The 13,506-nt window shown below is 70.4% G+C and carries 16 protein-coding genes; 10 read left to right on the top strand and 6 right to left on the bottom strand.

Going from position 1 to position 13,506, the window contains the following annotated elements; translation table 11 throughout:
- Window positions 1-37 precede the first annotated feature (37 nt).
- Window positions 38-784, top strand: a complete 747-nt coding sequence (locus DMH03_RS14965) for a GNAT family N-acetyltransferase (protein ID WP_125792559.1) — start codon at window positions 38-40, stop codon at window positions 782-784.
- On the opposite strand, the gene DMH03_RS14960 is transcribed toward DMH03_RS14965, so the two are convergent.
- On the bottom strand, window positions 781-1,737 hold the full coding sequence (locus DMH03_RS14960; RefSeq protein ID WP_125786685.1) for a thiamine-phosphate kinase: 957 nt from the start codon (window positions 1,735-1,737) through the stop codon (window positions 781-783). The two genes, DMH03_RS14965 and DMH03_RS14960, sit on opposite strands and share 4 nt — an antisense overlap.
- A gap of 133 nt (window positions 1,738-1,870) precedes the next feature.
- Between DMH03_RS14960 and DMH03_RS14955 the strand changes: the two genes are divergently transcribed.
- Both DMH03_RS14955 and DMH03_RS14950 read left to right on the top strand, forming a co-directional pair.
- Entirely contained in the window at window positions 1,871-2,104 is a 234-nt protein-coding gene (locus tag DMH03_RS14955; protein ID WP_005160289.1) for an Lrp/AsnC ligand binding domain-containing protein, read from the top strand.
- Window positions 2,105-2,123: 19 nt separating this feature from the next.
- Window positions 2,124-2,666 carry a DUF3515 domain-containing protein gene (locus DMH03_RS14950; protein WP_125792558.1) on the top strand — a complete coding sequence of 181 codons (543 nt, stop codon included), beginning with the start codon at window positions 2,124-2,126 and terminating at the stop codon, window positions 2,664-2,666.
- A 4-nt stretch (window positions 2,667-2,670) separates the two neighbouring features.
- Here DMH03_RS14950 and DMH03_RS14945 read toward each other — a convergent pair whose 3' ends face one another.
- Window positions 2,671-3,639, bottom strand: a complete 969-nt coding sequence (locus tag DMH03_RS14945) for a zinc-binding dehydrogenase (RefSeq protein ID WP_125792557.1) — start codon at window positions 3,637-3,639, stop codon at window positions 2,671-2,673.
- Between the two features lie 33 nt (window positions 3,640-3,672).
- On the bottom strand, window positions 3,673-5,031 hold the full coding sequence (locus DMH03_RS14940; RefSeq protein ID WP_125792556.1) for a PLP-dependent aminotransferase family protein: 1,359 nt from the start codon (window positions 5,029-5,031) through the stop codon (window positions 3,673-3,675).
- Between the two features lie 89 nt (window positions 5,032-5,120).
- Between DMH03_RS14940 and DMH03_RS14935 the strand changes: the two genes are divergently transcribed.
- Window positions 5,121-5,774 carry a pyridoxamine 5'-phosphate oxidase family protein gene (locus DMH03_RS14935; RefSeq protein WP_125792555.1) on the top strand — a complete coding sequence of 218 codons (654 nt, stop codon included), beginning with the start codon at window positions 5,121-5,123 and terminating at the stop codon, window positions 5,772-5,774.
- 57 nt (window positions 5,775-5,831) lie between these two features.
- Here DMH03_RS14935 and DMH03_RS14930 read toward each other — a convergent pair whose 3' ends face one another.
- Window positions 5,832-7,286 (bottom strand): cell wall metabolism sensor histidine kinase WalK, encoded by a 1,455-nt coding sequence (locus DMH03_RS14930; RefSeq protein ID WP_125792554.1) that lies wholly within the window; start codon window positions 7,284-7,286, stop codon window positions 5,832-5,834.
- A complete protein-coding gene (locus DMH03_RS14925; RefSeq protein WP_125792553.1) occupies window positions 7,283-7,978 on the bottom strand; it encodes a response regulator transcription factor in 696 nt (231 codons plus the stop codon). Before DMH03_RS14925 ends, DMH03_RS14930 begins: the two co-directional genes overlap by 4 nt.
- Before the next feature lie 136 nt (window positions 7,979-8,114).
- Here DMH03_RS14925 and DMH03_RS14920 point away from each other — a divergent pair, with 136 nt between their 5' ends.
- From DMH03_RS14920 to DMH03_RS14895, 6 genes are all read left to right on the top strand, one after another.
- Window positions 8,115-9,470 (top strand): ferric reductase-like transmembrane domain-containing protein, encoded by a 1,356-nt coding sequence (locus DMH03_RS14920; RefSeq protein WP_199748875.1) that lies wholly within the window; start codon window positions 8,115-8,117, stop codon window positions 9,468-9,470.
- Window positions 9,471-9,487: 17 nt separating this feature from the next.
- Window positions 9,488-9,904 carry an FMN-binding protein gene (locus DMH03_RS14915; RefSeq protein WP_125792552.1) on the top strand — a complete coding sequence of 139 codons (417 nt, stop codon included), beginning with the start codon at window positions 9,488-9,490 and terminating at the stop codon, window positions 9,902-9,904.
- Window positions 9,901-10,638 carry an FAD:protein FMN transferase gene (locus tag DMH03_RS14910; protein WP_125792551.1) on the top strand — a complete coding sequence of 246 codons (738 nt, stop codon included), beginning with the start codon at window positions 9,901-9,903 and terminating at the stop codon, window positions 10,636-10,638. The genes DMH03_RS14915 and DMH03_RS14910 overlap by 4 nt, the downstream gene beginning before the upstream one ends.
- A 42-nt stretch (window positions 10,639-10,680) precedes the next feature.
- Window positions 10,681-11,061 (top strand): VOC family protein, encoded by a 381-nt coding sequence (locus DMH03_RS14905; protein WP_125792550.1) that lies wholly within the window; start codon window positions 10,681-10,683, stop codon window positions 11,059-11,061.
- Window positions 11,058-11,882, top strand: a complete 825-nt coding sequence (locus DMH03_RS14900; RefSeq protein ID WP_125792549.1) for a bifunctional 2-polyprenyl-6-hydroxyphenol methylase/3-demethylubiquinol 3-O-methyltransferase UbiG — start codon at window positions 11,058-11,060, stop codon at window positions 11,880-11,882. The genes DMH03_RS14905 and DMH03_RS14900 overlap by 4 nt, the downstream gene beginning before the upstream one ends.
- 107 nt (window positions 11,883-11,989) lie before the next feature.
- Window positions 11,990-13,003, top strand: a complete 1,014-nt coding sequence (locus DMH03_RS14895; protein WP_125792548.1) for an asparaginase — start codon at window positions 11,990-11,992, stop codon at window positions 13,001-13,003.
- Window positions 13,004-13,019: 16 nt separating this feature from the next.
- Here the strand turns inward: DMH03_RS14895 and DMH03_RS14890 are convergent, their stop codons facing one another.
- A complete protein-coding gene (locus DMH03_RS14890; RefSeq protein ID WP_125792547.1) occupies window positions 13,020-13,499 on the bottom strand; it encodes a cysteine dioxygenase family protein in 480 nt (159 codons plus the stop codon).
- Window positions 13,500-13,506 lie beyond the last annotated feature (7 nt).

Genomic DNA, 13,506 nt, shown 5'->3' with positions numbered 1-13,506 from the left:
GAGTGGACGAGCCGTCTCCCAACGTAGATTCGCACTCATGTCGATCGAGACGTCCATCACCGGCCTCGCCGAGGCTCCACTGCGCCAGGCCCGCAACTCCGCCGCGTTCTGGGCCGCGACCGGCCGTTCCCGCGGCCACGAGGTGATCCGCCGTCGTGGCTTTCTCGCCGTCGCCGGTGACGAGCGCGCGGGGCTGCGCGTCCTGATCCAGGAGCCCGACCTCACCGCGGAAGAACTGGCGGAGATCACCGAGCTCGCGGCGCGGGCGACGGGGCCGGTGGAGGCCGAGGATCCTTTCAGTGTCACCGATCTGAACCATCTCGGGGATATGCGCAGCTGGCAGATGCCCGTCATGCTGCGTCCGCCCGCCCCGGTCGCCGAACCCGCCATGGAAGTGGTCCGGGTGCACGACGAGGCGGATCTGCGGGCGGCCGAACGCGCGGTGATCGAAGGTTTCGAACTCGCGCGGTTCCGGCAGGGCGAGATGTTCCCCATGGCCATCCTCGAACAACCGGGGGTCGCCGTGTTCGTCGCGCGGCTCGACGGCGAGGTCGCCGGCGCGTGCGTCACGGTCGTCGAAGAAGGCTTCGGCAGCCACTACTGGGTCGGCACGCCGGAGGCCTTCCGCTCTCGCGGCGTCGGACGGGCGGTGATGCTCGGCTCCCTCGCCCCGCTGGCGGAGCTGCCGATCACCCTCACCGCGTCCCGCCTCGGCAGGCCGCTGTACGAATCGCTCGGTTTCACCGCCGCCGCACCCTCGACCTGGTGGGCCCCACGCGCCTAGCGCCAGTGCTGCCAGCCGCTGTCGTGCCCGTACCGCTTCCCGTCCACCGTCACCCCCGAATCCGGCATGGTGACGACGCCGATCTCGGTCCAGCCCTCCGGCAGGTCGGCGAACGAGGGGAAGGTCGCCGCGAACGCGTGGTCCTCGCCGCCGGTGAGGACCCATTTCAGCGGGTCGGCGCCGAGCGCGGTGCCGACCTCGGTCAGCCTGCTCGACACGTCGAGATCCGCCGTGCGCACGTCGATCCCGACGCCGGAGGCCGCGGCGATGTGGCCGAGGTCGGACAGGAGCCCGTCGGACACGTCGATCATGGACGTCGCGCCGCCGTCGGCCGCGCGGATCCCCGCCTCGTAGTCCGGTTCGGGACAGCGTTGCGCGTTGACCACGCTGACCGGTGAGCGGAAACCCCGCCCGAGCACGGCGAGCCCGGCGGCGGCCCAGCCGAGCCGTCCGCAGACCGCGACGACGTCGCCGGGGCGGGCACCGGACCGCGTCACCGGTTCCCTGCCGCCGAGGTCGCCGAGGGCGGTGACACTGATCACGATCTGATCGGCGCGCACCATGTCGCCGCCGACGATCCCGACGCCCGCGCGGTCGGCTTCGAGCCACATGCCCCGCGTGAGTTCGGTGACGAGTGCCGTCTCGGTGTCCGGCGGGCAGGCGAATCCCATGAGGACGGACGTCGGGCGCGCGCCCATGGCGGCGATGTCGGTGAGGTTCACCGCGACCGCCTTGCGCCCCACCTGTTCGGCGCTGGACCAGTCGAGCCGGAAGTGGACGCCCTGCACGAGGACGTCGGTGGAGGCCACCGTCCGGCCGTCGGGGCTGGCCACGACGGCCGCGTCGTCCCCCGGTCCGAGCAGTGTCGTCTCCGGCTGTTTCCGGTCGGCGGTCACCGCCTCGATCAACCGGAATTCACCGGTCCCGGCGACCGTGCCGTCTTTCGGTGACACCCGTCACCTCCACTTTCCCTTGTCCGGACAAATGTCGATCACCGATAGTCGGATGCCCTAGGTTTTTCCCGGGGCTGGCGATACGTTGCTACAACGTTCCTACCTTGAGCCGACTTTTACGAAGGGGCGCGCCGTGGTCCACGCATACATCCTCATCCAGACCGAGGTCGGCAAAGCCGCCGCGGTCGCCGCGGAGATCTCCACCATCTCCGGTGTCACCAGTTCGGAGGATGTCACCGGCCCTTACGACGTCATCGTCAAGGCCGCCGCCGACACCGTCGACCAGCTCGGTCAGCTCGTGGTCGCCAAGGTGCAGAACGTGGAAGGCATCACGCGGACACTGACCTGCCCGGTCGTTCATCTCTGACAAGTGGTGTAGTGGTCCGGTGGCTGACACGGACACCGGCGCTCCCCCGAAACCCCTGCTGATCGCGGCCGCCTGCCTGGCGGTGCTGCTCGTCGCGGGCGTGGCCGTCTTCGGGCTGACCCGCGGCGCGGATCCCGTCGCCCCGGCCGCCGACGGCCCGCTCCCGCTCGTCCCGGTCCCGGCGCCGCAGTCGGGGTCGCCCGAATGCGCGAAACTCGTCGGCGCGCTCCCGCACGAGCTCACGTCGTCCGGGAACACGCTGGTCCGCCGGAAGCTGGCCGATCCCGCCCCCGAGGCGACGGTCGGCTGGGGCACCGGCGACCCGGTGGTCCTGCGATGCGGTCTCGGCAAGCCGCCGGAACTCACCCGGACCTCGCAGCTGCGGACGATCAACGGCGTCCAGTGGCTGCAGGTCGAGGGCGAGGGCACCGCGACGTGGTTCTCGGTGGACCGTCCCGTCTACACGGCGCTCACCGTGCCGGACACCGCGGGGACCGGGCCGCTCCAGACCGTTTCCGAGGTCATCGCCGCCAACCTCCCCGCGGTGCCGCTGCGGTTCTGAGCGCTCAGGGCAGGAGCAGGCTCTTGCCGGTGTACCGCCGCGCCTCGATGTCCGAGTGCGCGACGGACGCCTCCGCCAGCGGATACGTCCGGCCGATGATCGGCGTCAGCTTCCCGTCGGCCGCCTGCCGCAGCACTTCCCGCACCCGGCGCGGGTTGTCGGGCCAGAACCCGACCAGCTGCGCCATGTCCACAACGGACAGCCGGGCGCGGTCGGCGTCGCCGATCACGGTCTCCGCACCGCTGGACATGCCGTAGCCGGAGAAGCGGCCGCCGTTCTCCAGCAGTGCCAACGAGGCGGCACCGAGTTCACCGCCGACGCCGTCGAAGACCACGTCCAGGCGGTGACCGCCGGTGCGGGCGAGGACCTCGCCCGTCCAGTCCGCCGCCGAGTAGTCGACCGGCTCGGCCCCCAGTTTCCGCGCGATCGCCGCCTTTTCGTCGCCGCGGACCGCCGCGATGACCGTCGCGCCCGCCGCGCGGGCGAGCTGCACCAGCACGCTGCCGAGCCCGCCGACGCCGGGCGCCACCAGGATCCGCTCCCCGGCCTTGACCGGAGTCTTCTCCAGCAAGGCCAGTGCGGTGCTGCCGTCGTCGAAAAGCGCCACCGCGTGCTGGGGATCCAGCCCGTCCGGAATCGGGAAGGTGTCGTCCGGGAGCGCGACGACCGTGTCCGCGTATCCCCCGCCGTAGCCGCCGGGCGCGTGGCTGAGGACCTGCTTGCCCAGCCAGGCTTCGTCGACTCCGGCACCCACCGCGTCGACGGTGCCCGCCACCGACCCGCCCGGTACGTACGGCGGCTCGATCGCGAACACCTCGGGTCCGTCGCCTCGTCTGATGAGGGCGTCGAGCCAGCCGACTCCGGCCGCCGTCACCGCGACGCGGAGCTCACCCTCCGCCGGTTCGGGGGTCGGCACTTCGACCTGTTCGAGCACGCCGGGATCGCCGAATCGGGACACTCTGATCTCACGCATGATCGCAAGCTATGACCTCCAGTTCGCTGGAGGTCAACCGAGCACGGCGATCAGCGGTTTGAGCGCCGATCGCAGCGCCTCCCGCGAGCAGCCCGCGTAGCCGATGAGGTTCCCGAACACCGTCGGCGTCCCGGCGAAATGCCGGGCCAGCCCGTCGAGCCGGATCCCGGCGTGTTCCGCCGCCGCCATCCGCGCCGCCTCGTCGGCGGCCGAGCGGCACGGGACGACCAGATGCGCGCCCGCGTCGTCGCCGAGCACGGGGATCCCCGCCGACGTCAGTGCGGCCGAAACCAGGGACCGGCGTTCCGACAGTTCCCGCCGGAGTTTCCGCAGATGCCGCCCCAGATCACCGTGCCGCGCCAGCTCGGCGAGCACTCGCTGCCCCGCGGGCGAAGGGCGTGTCCCGGTCGCTTCGCGGTACTCCAGCACCGCGGCCGCGACCGGGGACGGCGCGACCATCCAGCCCGCGCCCAATGCCGGGGTGAGGATCTTGCTCGTGGTGCCCAGATGCGCGACGACGTCGGGCGCGAGCGCGGCCAGCAGCGGCAGTGGCGCGACGTCGAACCGCAGCTCGCCGTCGTAGTCGTCCTCGATCACCAGCATGCCCTCGGCGCGGGCGAGTTCGACGAGGTCGACCCGGCGGGACGCGCTCATCCTGCTGCCGAGCGGATACTGGTGCGCCGGAGAGCAGTACACGGCGCGGACGTCGGCGGGGACGGCGTCCGGGCGCAGTCCCTCTTCGTCGACCGGGACGGGCACGACCTCCATCCCAGCCCGCCGGAACGCCTGCACCGCGCGCTGGTAACCCGGCTCCTCGATCGCGACCCGGTCGCCGCGCGAGAGCACCGCTCCCGCGAGTTCGATCACCGCCGCCGTCGTCCCGCCGGTGGCCAGCACCGTCCCGGCGGCGAGGCCGCGGTGGCGCAGGAGATGTTCGGACACGGCGTCCCGGTACGCGGGCAGGCCCGCCCTGTCCTCGCGATAGGTCGGGCGCGGATCGGCGGCGGCCCGCCACGCCCGGCGCCAGGCGGCCTTCTCGATGCCGTCGGCCCACGGGACACCCGGGGTGAGGTCGACCAGCGTGGGCGGCGCGGCGGGCGTGCCGGGCGCGGGACCTTTCGACGGCCTGTCCGCGGGCGGCGTGGTGGTGACGTACGTGCCCGAGCCATGGCGGCCCGCGATCCAGCCCTCCGCGTGAAGCTGCTCGTACGCCGCCGACGTCACCGTGCGGCTGACGCCGAGCCTGCTCGCGAGCGCCCTGGTCGAGGGCAGCCTGTCGCCACCGCGCAGATGCCCGTCGCCGGCGGCCGCGCGCAACGCGTCGGCCAGCTGGACCGCGAGCGGGACGAGCGAATCGCGGTCGAGGCTGACCGGCAGGGCGGTGTCGGACATGCTGTACTCCACACTTCCAGAAGTGGCCTTCTCAAGTATAGGAGAATTGGCCGTTATTACAGGCCACTCTCGTGGGTGAGACTGCTCGCATGTCCACCCCGCTCTCACCCACCGACAGGACCACTCTCGGCCGCAAGAAGAACCGCGCGCTCAGCGACCGCTCGGCGCTGTACGCGGTGCTCGACGAAGGCCTGATCTGCCACCTCGGCGTCGTGCGCGACGGCGCCCCGGTGGTCATCCCGACCGGCTACGGCCGCGACGGGAACACGCTCTACCTGCACGGATCCACCGGGGCGAAGAGTATGCGCGATTCCGACGGCGTCGAGGTCTGCGTCACGGTGACCCTGCTCGACGGCATCGTCTACGCGCGCTCGATCAACAACCACTCGATGAACTACCGCAGCGCCGTGATCCTGGGCAAGGCCGCCGGCGTCACCGACGCCGACCGCAAGATGCACGCCCTCCACGTGCTGACCGACCACCTCGCGCCCGGTTCGTGGGAGCACGCGCGCGACGTCAACGCGAAGGAGTTCGCGTCCGTTTCGGTGCTGGAACTGGACCTCACCGAGGCGTCGGTGAAGATGCGCGGCGAGGGTCCCGACGATCCCGAGGACGAGGTCGCGGCCGACCTCTCGTGGGCGGGGGTGCTGCCGGTGCGGACCGTGTTCGGGGAACCGGAGCCGTCGGCGGACCTGGTTTCGGAGTGGACGGTGCCGGAGCATGTGAAGGGGCGGGTCGGGTAGCGCTCGCGGATGTCATGAAAGGGTCGTTCAGGACAAAAAATGTCCTGAACGACCCTTTCATGACATCCGGGAAGGGACCGGGCGGTGGCGCGGCAGCCGCACGGTGAACGTCGTCGCCCCCGGCACGCTCTCGACCTCGATCGTCCCGCCGTGCGCGGAGACCAGCGAGAGCACCACCGAAAGCCCGAGCCCGGTCCCGCCGTTGCCGCGCGTGCGAGCGGTGTCCACGCGGTAGAACCGGTCGAAGATCCGCTCCCGCGCTTCCGGCGGGATCCCCGGCCCGGCATCGCTCACCCGCAGCACGACCTCCGAGTCCGAAGCCGAAGCCGACAAAGCGACCGCCGTCCCGGGCGGCGTGTGCACCGCGGCGTTGGCGAGCAGGTTGTCCAGCACCTGCCGCAGGCGCACCGGATCCGCTTGCAGGACAACACCTTCCGGTAATGCGCCGAGGCTCAGCGGATGCTCCGGGCGGCCGGCGGCGAAGGCCTCCCCCGCGTCGGTGATCAGCTCGGCGATGTCGACGTCCACCAGCCGCAGCGGCGCCTCGGTCTCCGGCGCGTCGAGGCGCGCGAGGAGCAGGAGGTCGTCGACGAGCACGCTCATCCGCTCGGTCTCTTCCCGGATCTTCGACAGATGCGCGTCGCGTTCGGCGGGTTCGTTCGCCGCGGCGTAGCGGAAAAGCTCGGCGTAGCCCCGGATCGACGTCAGGGGCGTGCGCAGTTCGTGGGAGGCGTCGGCGATGAACCGCCGCAGCCGTTCGTTCGCCTCGCGGCGCGCGACGAGTGAGGAATCGAGGTGCGCCAGCATCAGGTTGAACGCCGTCCGCAGCTCCTCGACCTCCGCGCCGCCGCCGTTCGCCCGCGCGCGCACCGGGAGATCGGCGTTCGTGGTGAGGTCGTGTGACGCGATGTCGTGTGCCGTCCCGGCCATGTCGCTCAGCGGCCGCAGCCCGCGCCGCAGCACCAGCCGTCCCGCGATCACCAGCACCGCCAGCGCCAGCAGGAACGCGACGACCTCGACCATCACCAGCTGGCTCACCGTCCGGTCCAGATCGGCCTGCGGGGCGGCGCTGACCAGCACGATGTTCCGGTCCGGCTCGATCGGGCAGGCCCGGACCCGGTAGGTGCCCTTGTCCTCGATGTAGACGGTGCGCAGCACTTCGGTCCGCGTCGCGTCCTCGGCGACTTTTTCGAGCGCCTTCGTGTCCGGTGGAAGGGAACCGCCGGCCTGCGGCAGCGCGTCGCCGTCCTGCACCGCGAACACCGCGGAGAACCAGCCGTAGGCCTGCTGCGGTTTCCCGCCGTGCGTGGTGCGCAGCGACGGCACCTGGCTGATCTGGGTCTTGGCGAGCTGTTCGTCGAGCCGGTCGTTCAGATAGCCCTTCATGATGCCGACCATCACGGTGCCGACGACGGCGAACACGACCAGCGCCAGTACTCCCAGCCCGAGCGCCAGCCGAGTCCCGAGCCTCGATCGGCGCCAGGCGTCGTACCACCGGCGCAGCATGGTCATCTCGCCGCCTGCCGGACGACGTAGCCGACGCCGCGCACGGTGTGGATCAGCGGTTCGTTGCCCGCGTCGAGTTTGCGGCGCAGATGCGAGATGACGAGTTCGACCACATTGGACCGGCCGCCGAAGTCGTACTCCCAGACGTGGTCGAGGATCTGCGCCTTGGTCAGCACCGACGGCGAACGCCGCATGAGGTAGCGCAGCAGTTCGTACTCGGTCGGGGTCAGCTCCGCGGGTTCGCCGTCGCGGACGACCTCGCGGGTGTCCTCGTTCAGGGTCAGGTCGCCGACCCGCAGCACCGCTGCCTTGGCCTGGTTGGTGCTCCGCCGAAGGACCGCGCGCAGGCGCGCCATCAGTTCCTCGACGGAGAACGGCTTGACGAGGTAATCGTCGCCGCCCCGGGTGAGCCCGGCGACACGATCCGCCGTCGCGTCCTTCGCGGTGAGGAAGACGACGGGCACCGCCGTCCCGGATTCGCGCAGCTTGTCCAGCACGGTGAACCCGTCGATCCCCGGCAGCATCAGATCGAGCACGACGATGTCGGGCGCGAATTCGGCGGCGCGTTCGAGCGCGGCCTCGCCCGATCCGGCGGTGACGGCCTGCCAGCCCTCGTAGCGGGCGACGGTGGCCACGAGGTCGGCGATATGCGGCTCGTCGTCCACCACCAGCAGGCGGACGGGGTTCTCGGTGTTCACCACGCCATCCTCCGTCAACGCGCGCGCGAGGGCGAGGCGGGAGCGCATACGACAGGAAGCCGACAGCTTCCGCCAAGAAAGGTCACAGGTTGGCGCAGGAGGCTCGGTTCTTGAACCGGACCGGAAGGAACCACGTGTGACCACCATGACGCAGACCGCCGTGAGACCGCGCCCGGCGATCCGTCCCAGGATCGCCGCACGCGCCGGGCTCTTTCTCTTCCTCGGGGCCAACGTGGCCACCGTCACCATGCTCTTCTTCGCCGCCGGGCCATCGGACAACGTGTTCATCAGTATCGGCAGACTCGCCGGGCTGTACGGGGCGCTGACGATGGCGTTCCAGCTGCTGCTGGTCGCGCGGCTGCCGTGGTTCGACCGCCGTCTCGGGATGGACAAGCTCACCGGCTGGCACCGCTGGACCGGGTTCAGCCTGCTGTGGACGCTGCTCGCGCATTTCGTCTTCATCGTCTTCGGCTACGCGCAGGTCGAGGACAGCGGCGTGGTGGACGAGTTCGTCACGATGGTGACCAAACTGGAGGGGATCCTTCGCGCTGTCGTCGCGTTCGCGCTGATCTTGCTCGTCGGCGCCGTTTCCGCTCGCTTCGCCCGCCGCCGGCTGGCGTACGAGACCTGGCATTTCCTCCATCTCTACACCTATGCCGCGGTCGTGCTGGCGTTCAGCCATCAGATCGCGCTCGGCGGATCGTTCGCGTCGTCGCCGGGTGCTCAGGTCTACTGGTGGGCGGTGTGGGGTGTCGCGCTCGGCTCGGTCTTCGCCGGCCGCGTGGCGCTGCCGCTGGCACGGAACCTGCGTCACAAGTTGCGAGTCGTCGCCGTGGTCCCGGAATCCGACGACGTCGTCTCGGTGTACATCTCCGGTGCGCACCTCGACAAGATGCCCGCGCGGGCGGGCCAGTTCTTCCTGTGGCGCTTCATGACCAGGGATCGCTGGTGGCAAGGCAACCCGTTCTCGCTGTCGGCCGCGCCGGACGGCCGCACCCTGCGGCTGACCGCGAAAGCCGCCGGTGACGGCAGCGCGTCCTTGCGGTCGCTGAAGGTCGGCACCCGCGTGTTCGCCGAAGGCCCGTACGGCGCGTTCACCACGATGCACCAACAGAAACCGGACGCGCTGCTGGTCGCGGGCGGCGTCGGGATCACGCCGATCCGTGCTCTGCTGGAAGAGATCTCCGGACACGTCGTCGTCCTCTACCGGGTCCGCACCCAGTTCGACGCCGTCCTGCTGCCGGAGCTGATCGGGCTCGCGCGGGCGCGCGGCGCGGTCGTCCGGGTCCTCAGTGGACCGTCCGATCAGGCCGGTCCGCACGGTCCGGTGCTCGGCGCGCACAGCCTGCGGCAGCTGGTGCCGGACATCCGGGAACGGGACGTCTTCGTCTGCGGTCCGCCAGGGATGACGTCGGCGACGCTGCGCAGCCTGCGGGAACTACGGGTGCCGAACCAGCAGGTCCACGCCGAACGCTTCAGCCTCGCCGCCTGAGTCAGGGAGACCCGATCATGAAGAAGACCATCGTCGCCGCCACGGTCGCGCTTTCGGCCGCGGGCTTCCTCGGTGTCTGGCTGTACGAACCGGGCCCGCTCGGATCGGAGACCGTGGCCGTCGCCGCGCCCGCCCCGACATCGTCTACTTCGGACGGTGGCGCTTCCGAAGGCGCCGCACGCACCATCGACGGCTCGGTCGAGAGCAACCGCTACGGCACCGTGCAGGTGCGGCTGGTGATCTCGGCCGAGGACAAGATCTCCGAAGTCCGCCTGCTGCAACGGCCGACCAGCGGCCGCGGGGTCGCCGCGATCCCGATTCTGCAGGAGGAGACGCTGACCGCGCAGAGCGCCGACATCGACACCGTCTCCGGGGCGACGTCGACGAGCGAGTCGTACGTCAAATCACTGCAGGCGGCGCTGGACGCCAGATGAACCGCGTCGAACAGGTGATGGGGCTGCCGGTCTCGGTCGACGTCCGGGCGGGCGGCGCTCTGGTCGACCACGCCATCGACGGCGTCTTCGGCTGGTTGCGGGAGGTCGACGCGCGGTTCAGTCCGTTCAAGGCCGACAGCGAGGTGTGCCGTTACGACCGCGGCGAACTCGCGCCCTCGGAGCTGAGCGACGACCTCCTGGAAGTGCTTTCGCTGTGCGACCACTACGAACGGCTGTCCGGCGGGGCGTTCACCGCCCGGCTCCCCGGACGACGGCTCGACCCGAACGCGGTGGTCAAGGGCTGGGCGGTGCAACGGGCGGCGTCCCTTCTACTGGCCGAAGGGCTGGACGTCTTCTGCCTCAACGCGGGCGGGGACGTCGTCACCGCGGGCGAACCGGAACCCGGCCGCGCCTGGCGGGTCGGCATCCGGCATCCCGAACAGCCCGGCGCGGTGTGCGCCGTGGTGGAATCGTCCGGCGGCGCCGTCGCGACTTCGGCGGAATACGAGCGTGGCGCGCACATCCTGGACGGGCGGACCGGGCGCCCGCCCACCGGGCTGCTGAGCGTCACGGTCGCGGCCGACGACCTCGTCACCGCGGATTCCCTGGCCACGGCCGCTTTCGCGATGGGGACCGAAGGGATCGCTTGGGTCGCGTCGCAACCAGGGTGCCAGGTGCTGGTCATCGACGCGGAACGGCAGGTGCATCGGTCGCCCGGGCTTCGCCTCGCTTAAACCGTTGGCCGGGCTTCGCGGGCTCGGGCAGACTGCGGCGTCATGACCTCTGTCGTACAGAACTTCTTCTTCGACTGCGCCGACGCCTACGAACTGGGGCGATTTTGGAGCGGTGTCGTCGGCAAGCCGATGGCCGACGACGATCAACCCGGCGACCCCGAAGCGATCATCGAGCTGGGCAACGGCGTGACCCTGTTCTTCGGGGAAGTCCCGGAGCCGAAGACGGTGAAGAACCGGATCCACCTCTGCCTCACGCCGGACATCCCGCGCGACGAGGAAATGGAGCGTCTGCTGAAGCTCGGCGCGACCCTCGTGCACGACCGGCGCAACCCGGACGGCACCGGCTGGGTCGTCCTCGGCGACCCCGAGGGCAACGAATTCTGTGTGCTGCGCAGCGCCGCCGAAAAAGCCGCCACTTCATGACGGACTACGTGACCGTCAACCGCGCGAACTGGGACGAACGCGCCCCCGCGCACGCGGCGTCGGCGGATTACGGCTACGAGAAGTTCGTCGCGGACCCCACGCACCTCAGCGGCGTGGTCACCTTCGACCGGCCGCTGCTGGGCGACGTGTCCGGCGCGCGCGGCGTGCACCTGCAGTGTCATATCGGCACGGACACGCTTTCCCTGTCCCGCCTCGGCGCACGGATGACCGGCCTCGACTTCTCCACGCCCGCGCTGGAGATCGCGCGACGGCTGGCCGCCGAGACCGGTGCGGAGATCGACTACCACGAGTCCGATGTGTACGGTGCCGCCGACGTACTGGGCGCCGGGGAATTCGACCTCGTCTACACGGGAATCGGCGCGCTCTGCTGGCTGCCCGACATCACCCGCTGGGGACAGGTCGTCGGCGCGTTGCTGCGGCCGGGCGGGCGGCTGTTCATCCGGGACATGCACCCGATGCTGGGCACCCTCGACGAGACCCAGCCGATGATCACGCCGCGCTATCCGTACTTCGAGCAGGCCGAACCGCTGGTGTTCGACGAGCCGGGGACCTATGTGGACACCGACGTCTCGTTCCAGCACAACCGGACGCACGAGTGGAACCACGGGCTGGGCGAGATCGTCACGTCGCTGCTCGACGCGGGGCTGACACTGACGCGTCTCGTGGAGCACGACAGCGTGCCGTGGAACGCGCTGCCCGGGTTCATGACCCTGAACGAGGCGACCGAGGAATGGCGGCTGACCGAGGATCCGCAGCGACTGGCGGCCAGTTTCACCATTGAGGCCGTGAAGGCGCGGTGAGCGGTGGGCGGTGGGCGAAGGTGGCGGTGGGCGTCGGTACAGGTGGTCGTGAGTGGTAAGTGTCGTTAGAACGACACTTACCACTCACGAGTTTCTAGACTCTCCGCATGAGCGTCTCTCCCGTGAATCGGCCCCTTGTCGCCGTCGCCGCCCTGGGCGGCACCATCTCCATGGTCCCCGGCGACGGTGAAGACCACGCCGTTCCCCGCCTCACCGCCGCCGATCTGCTCGGCGACCTGGGCGACGACCTCGAGATGGACGTCCGCGCGGAGACGCTCGCGGGGATTTCCAGCGCGTCGATGGACTTCGCGACCCTGATCCGGACACGGGACTGGGCCGCCAAAGCCGTCGACGAAGGCGCTCGAGGTGTCGTCGTGATCCAGGGCACGGACACGCTCGAAGAGACTGCGTACTTCTTCGAACTGACGTGGGCTTCCGAGGCGCCGATCGTGATCACCGGCGCGATGCGCAATCCCAGTCTGCCCAGTGCCGACGGCGCGGGGAACGTGCTCGCCGCGTTGACCGTCGCGGCCGATCCCCGCAGCCGGGGCCGCGGCTCGCTGGTCGTGTTCAACGACGACGTCCACGCCGCGCGCTGGGTCCGCAAGACACATTCGAGCCATGTCGAGGCTTTCTCCTCGAATCCCGCCGGGCCGCTCGCGCTCGTCAGCGAGGGCTTGGTGCACTACTTCCACCCGGTCGCCGCCCGCCCGGCGGCGTTACCACTGGGGGACGCGGACTTCTCCGGGCTGGTGCCGATCGTCGAGAGCGGCGTCGAGGACACCGGCGAGCTCCTGGAAACGCTGGTCAAGGCCGGGGTCAAGGGAGTAGTGCTCGCCGCGAACGGCGCCGGGCACGTTTCGGCGGGGTCCGCCGACGTGATCGAGCGGGTGCTGCCGGAGGTGCCGATCGTGGTCGCCGGCCGCACCGGCGCCGGGCCGACGTTCCGCGGTACCTACGGCTTCCGCGGTTCCGAGTCGGATCTGATCGCGATGGGCGCGACCATGGCAGGCTGGCTGGATCCGCGTAAATCCCGGCTCTTGCTGCACACCTTGCTCGCCACCGGCGCTCCGCGAGACCGCATCGAAGCCGAATTCCGGCTCCGAGGCGACCTCGCCTGACCCGGCATTCAGAGGACTAAATGCGGGTCGGGCCCGAGATGGGGTCCAGGTGGTACGGGCGCATGGTGCGGGTCTGGTGCCGGTAGACGTGCACGCTGACGGCCGGGTCCGGCCCGTCGTTGCGCACTTCGTGGATGTACCCGGGGCCGAAGACGCGAGACTGGCCCTCCGACAGCGAATGCAGCTCCGTCACCGCCCGCCCGTCGACGGCGCGCCGGGCGACGGTCTCGCTCAGCTGCCCGCTGACCACGGTGAACGCGCCCGCGGCGAATTCGTGGTCGTGCAGGTCGGTGCGCTGGCCGGGCAGCCAGCTCATCAGCCAGATCTCCTGCAGTTCGTCGGCGTCGACGAGGGCGGAGAATCGTTCCTCGGGGTCGTAGCGCAGCAGGTGGCGCCAGCGGTCACGGTCCGCGGCGAACTCGAGCGCGACGCGCACCGGGTGGCGCAGGGCGGGGTTTTCGGGGATGACGAGCGTGTTGTCCGGGACGGCGAACATGAAGAAG

It is taken from the genome of Amycolatopsis sp. WAC 01376 (assembly GCF_003947415.1).
In the GTDB taxonomy this organism is placed as follows: Bacteria; Actinomycetota; Actinomycetes; order Mycobacteriales; family Pseudonocardiaceae; genus Amycolatopsis.
This window is presented reverse-complemented; position numbering and strand designations above follow the sequence as displayed.